This is a genomic window from Streptomyces spongiae, from assembly GCF_009377185.1.
Lineage (GTDB): Bacteria > Actinomycetota > Actinomycetes > Streptomycetales > Streptomycetaceae > Streptomyces > Streptomyces spongiae.
Map to the genome: position 1 here is coordinate 1 of NZ_VJZC01000756.1, position 4,117 is coordinate 4,117.

The 4,117-nt window shown below is 68.4% G+C and carries 5 protein-coding genes and 1 pseudogene; all 6 read right to left on the reverse strand.

The window, feature by feature from the left end:
* Positions 1-110: 110 nt before the first annotated feature.
* Positions 111-1,325: a DivIVA domain-containing protein gene (locus tag FNH08_RS46085; protein WP_152777673.1), complete on the reverse strand. Its 1,215-nt coding sequence runs from the start codon at positions 1,323-1,325 to the stop codon at positions 111-113.
* 52 nt (positions 1,326-1,377) lie between these two features.
* Positions 1,378-1,668: a YggT family protein gene (locus FNH08_RS46090; RefSeq protein ID WP_152777675.1), complete on the reverse strand. Its 291-nt coding sequence runs from the start codon at positions 1,666-1,668 to the stop codon at positions 1,378-1,380.
* 52 nt (positions 1,669-1,720) lie between these two features.
* Positions 1,721-2,353, reverse strand: coding sequence for a cell division protein SepF (locus tag FNH08_RS46095; RefSeq protein WP_152777677.1), 633 nt, complete (start codon positions 2,351-2,353; stop codon positions 1,721-1,723).
* 130 nt (positions 2,354-2,483) lie between these two features.
* Positions 2,484-3,203 carry a YggS family pyridoxal phosphate-dependent enzyme gene (locus FNH08_RS46100; protein WP_152777679.1) on the reverse strand — a complete coding sequence of 240 codons (720 nt, stop codon included), beginning with the start codon at positions 3,201-3,203 and terminating at the stop codon, positions 2,484-2,486.
* Between the two features lie 5 nt (positions 3,204-3,208).
* On the reverse strand, positions 3,209-3,946 hold the full coding sequence (gene pgeF / locus FNH08_RS46105) for a peptidoglycan editing factor PgeF (protein ID WP_322726525.1): 738 nt from the start codon (positions 3,944-3,946) through the stop codon (positions 3,209-3,211).
* Positions 3,943-4,117 (reverse strand): annotated as a pseudogene (locus FNH08_RS46110) (cell division protein FtsZ); the annotation flags it as partial. The pseudogene FNH08_RS46110 and the gene pgeF, both read right to left, overlap by 4 nt.

The window sequence follows — 4,117 nt, forward strand, 5'->3', positions numbered from 1 at the left end:
CCCCCAGAACCACCCTCATTCCGGACACGTCGCACGAAAAAGCGAGACCCCCGGTAATCCGGGGGCCTCGCCTTGAACGCTGCCGACGCCTGAGGCGTACTAGAGGCCGATCAGTTGTCGTCCTCGTCGATCAGGAAGCCACGCATCGGCGAAGGCGCCTGGCCCATGGGCGACGGACCCTGGGGCCGGACCGGAGCCATCGGCTGGGTCATGGCCGGGGACATCTGCTGCTGGCCGCCGTAGGAGGGCGCGGACGGGGACGGGCCATTGCCCATGCCGCCACCGCCCATACCGCCACCCATGCCGCCGCCCATCGACTGGTTGCCGCCGTACGACGGGGCGCTCGCGCCGGCCGGAGCCATGGAAGGCGCCGGGGACGGCGGGAGGGAGGCCGCCGCCGGGGTGCGCGGCGGAGCCAGCGAGTCGTCGGCCTGGGTCTCCAGCTGGCGCAGCTGCGACTCCAGGTACGACTTCAAACGGGTGCGGTACTCGCGCTCGAAGCCGCGCAGGTCCTCGACCTTGCGCTCCAGCGTGGCGCGAGCGGACTCCAGGGAGCCCATCGCGACACGGTGCTTCTCCTGCGCGTCCCGCTCCAGGGCGTCGGCCTTGGCACGGGCGTCGCGCTCCAGACCCTCGGCACGGCTGCGCGCCTCACCGACGATCTTGTTGGCCTCGGAACGAGCCTCGGCGATCGCCTGGTCGGCGGTCTGCTGGGCCAGCGAGAGCACACGCGCGGCACTGTCGCCGCCGGGGCCCTGACCGGGCAGACCGGGGCCGCCGGGACCACCGGGGCCGCCCATCGGGCCACCAGGACCACCCATGGGACCGCCCATCGGGCCGCCCATCTGCTGCTGCATCGGGCCGCCCTGGCCCATCGGGCCCTGACCCATCGGCCCCTGACCCATCGGGCCGGGACCCTGCTGACCCTGACCGCCCGGGCCCGCGGGCAGCTGCGGGGCACCGCTCGGCAGCTGGGGCGGACCACCCATGGGGCCACCCATCTGCTGCTGCGGCGGGCCCGATATTCCGGCGGGTACGGGAGCGCCCGGACCACGCATGCCCTGCTGCGGCATCCCCTGCTGCTGGTCCTGGGGACCGGGGCCGCCGGGGCCCTCCGGGGGCTTGCGCATGTTCTGCTGGTTCTGCGCGGCGGCACGCGTGGCAGCGGCCAGCTTGGCGCGCAGATCCTCGTTCTCGCGGAGCAGGCGGGTCAGTTCGGCTTCGACCTCATCGAGGAAGGCATCGACCTCGTCCTCGTCATAGCCTTCTCGGAGGCGGACGGTCGTGAACTGCTTGTTCCGCACGTCCTCGGGGGTCAACGGCATCTCTTCACCTCAACGTAGTCATCGGCAGTCGGCAAGACCGTATCGTCCACATTCACCTCGCGAGATTCGTCACGACGGAGATCAGGATGTAGACGATGATCATCAGTACGAAGAAGGACAGGTCAAGCGCCACGCCCCCGAGACGCAGCGGCGGAATGAACCGCCGCAGAAGCTTGAGCGGTGGATCAGTGACAGTGTAGGTGGCCTCCAGAACGACCACCATCGCCTTGCCGGGTTGCCATGAGCGGGCGAACTGGAACACATAGTCCATGACCAACCGGAAGATCAGCACGATGAGGAAACACATCAGCGCGACATAGAGCACCTGCCAAACCACGCTCATGATCCGTGCTTCCCTCTCCCCATGTTCCCGTGCTTCGTTCCGGTCGTGCGTATCAGCTCTGGTTGAAGAACCCGCCCTCTGCGATGCGGGCCTTGTCCTCCGCCGTGACATCGACGTTAGCAGGCGACAACAGGAACACCTTCTGCGTCACCCTCTCGATGCTTCCGTGAAGACCAAACACCAAACCAGCCGCAAAGTCGACAAGTCGCTTCGCGTCTGTGTCATCCATCTCAGTCAGATTCATGATCACCGGGGTGCCCTCACGGAAGTGTTCCCCGATGGTACGGGCCTCGTTGTAGGTCCGCGGGTGCAACGTGGTGATCCGGTAAGGCTCTCGTTCGGACACGACCTTGGGCATGATCACCGGTGCGTTCTTCTCCAGACTCTGGCGTTCTTGTGTGATGGATGCCACGGGCGCGATCCGGGCGGGTCGCGGCGATTCGGCGGGCAGCGAGGCGGAATGCGCCGCCGGTTCGCGCTGCACGGAGGGTTGCACGACTCTTACCGATTCGTCCCGTTGGGGCTGATGTGACTGGTGGGACGGTTCATGCCGCCTGCGGTCACGCTCGGGCTCCGGATCGAGCTCGGGTTCGAAGTCGTCGTCGGGGTCGAAACCGCGGCCGTCGTACCCATCGTCCTCCACGAGGCCGAGGTAGACCGCCATCTTGCGCATCGCGCCGGCCATGCTCTGAGTCCTCCGCTCTGTGGTGGATCGACCGACTTACTTGCCAAGTGCCCGCGATCCACGAGGTCGTTATGCCCGCTATCAGCGGTAATGACCATATTTTCTGCTGTGGTCCGACTTCTTGGCGACGTTACCCGAGCCTGGGGCGGACTCCGAGTACCGCCGTACCGACGCGCACATGTGTCGCTCCGGCCGCCACGGCCTGTTCGAGGTCCGCACTCATTCCTGCCGAGACCATGTTCGCAGCCGGATGAGCCCGGCGCAGTACGGTCGACAAATCCATCAACCGCTCGAACGCCGCCTGTTGGCGACCCGCGTACGGTCCGGTGAGCGGCGCGACAGTCATCAGGCCGTCCAGCCGCAGTCCCGGCGAACTCGCGACGAGGTCGCCCAACTCCTCGATTCCGCCAGACCCCACACCCCCTCGCTCCCCACGGCCGCTCTCCTCCGCGTCGAGCGCGACCTGGATGAGACATCCCACCTCACGCCCGGCCCGCTCGGCCTCCTTCGACAGAGTTGTGACGAGCTTGGAACGATCGACAGACTGCACGAGATCCGCGTAACGCACCACAGAACGAACTTTGTTGGTCTGCAACTGACCCACGAAATGCCACATGAGCGGCAGATCCGAGCACTCCGCGGCCTTGGGTGCCGCGTCCTGGTCCTTGTTCTCGGCGACATGCCGCACGCCCAGCTCCGACAGGACGCGCACATCGGAGGCGGGGTAGGTCTTGGTGACCACGATCAGGGTCACCTCCTCGCGCTTGCGTCCGGCCGCCACGCACGCCGCCGCGATGCGGTCCTCCACCTTCGCCAGGTTTCCGGCGAGTTCGGCCCTTCGGTCCGTCATGTCCATCAGTCCAGCCAGACATATCCCGCGAGTCGCCCCGTGGTGCGGTCGCGGCGGTATGAGAAGTGATCGCTCGACTCCAGCGTGCACACCGGCGACTGCTCCCGGTCGCGCACCCCGAGTCGCTCGAGCTGCGCGTGCACTCCGGCGCTCACATCGACCGCGGGCGTGCCCCAACTCGTCTCGGCGTACGCCGCCGGCTCGACGGCGGACACCTCGGCGCGCATCGCCTCGGGCACCTCGTAGCACCGGCCGCAGACGGCGGGTCCGGTGCGGGCGACGATCCGGGACGGCTCGGCGCCCAGTTCCAGCATGGCGCGTACGGCGGCGGGCACGACTCCGGCGATCATGCCGGGCCGTCCCGCGTGGGCTGCGGCCGCGACCCCGGCGACGGGGTCGGCTAGCAGGACGGGGGTGCAGTCGGCGGTGAGCACGGCGAGGGCGAGTCCGCGCCGGGTGGTGACGACCGCGTCGACGCGCGGAACGTCCGACGAGCCCCACGGCCCGTCGACCACCGCCACGTCCGGCCCGTGCACCTGGTTCATCCAGACCACCCCGGCCGGGTCCAGGCCCAGCGACTTGGCGGCCAGTTCCCGGTTGACACGCACGGCGTCGGGGTCGTCACCGACCGCCCCGCCGAGATTGAGCTCCTCGTACGGAGCGGCGCTCACCCCGCCCCACCGGTCGGTGAAGGCGAAGTGGGCGCCACTCGTCGAGGTCACAGCGTCACGCTGACCTATCACTTGAGGAAGTCCGGCACGTCCAGTTCCTCGGCCCCGCTGTCGGTGTAGGACCGGGACGGCGGGACCGGCGGGGAGACCGACAGGTCCTTGGCCGGCTCCGGCTTGGCCTCCGGCTCCTCCTTCGGCTTGACGCTGCCGAGAGAACCGAAGGACGGACGGCTCTCGGAGGGG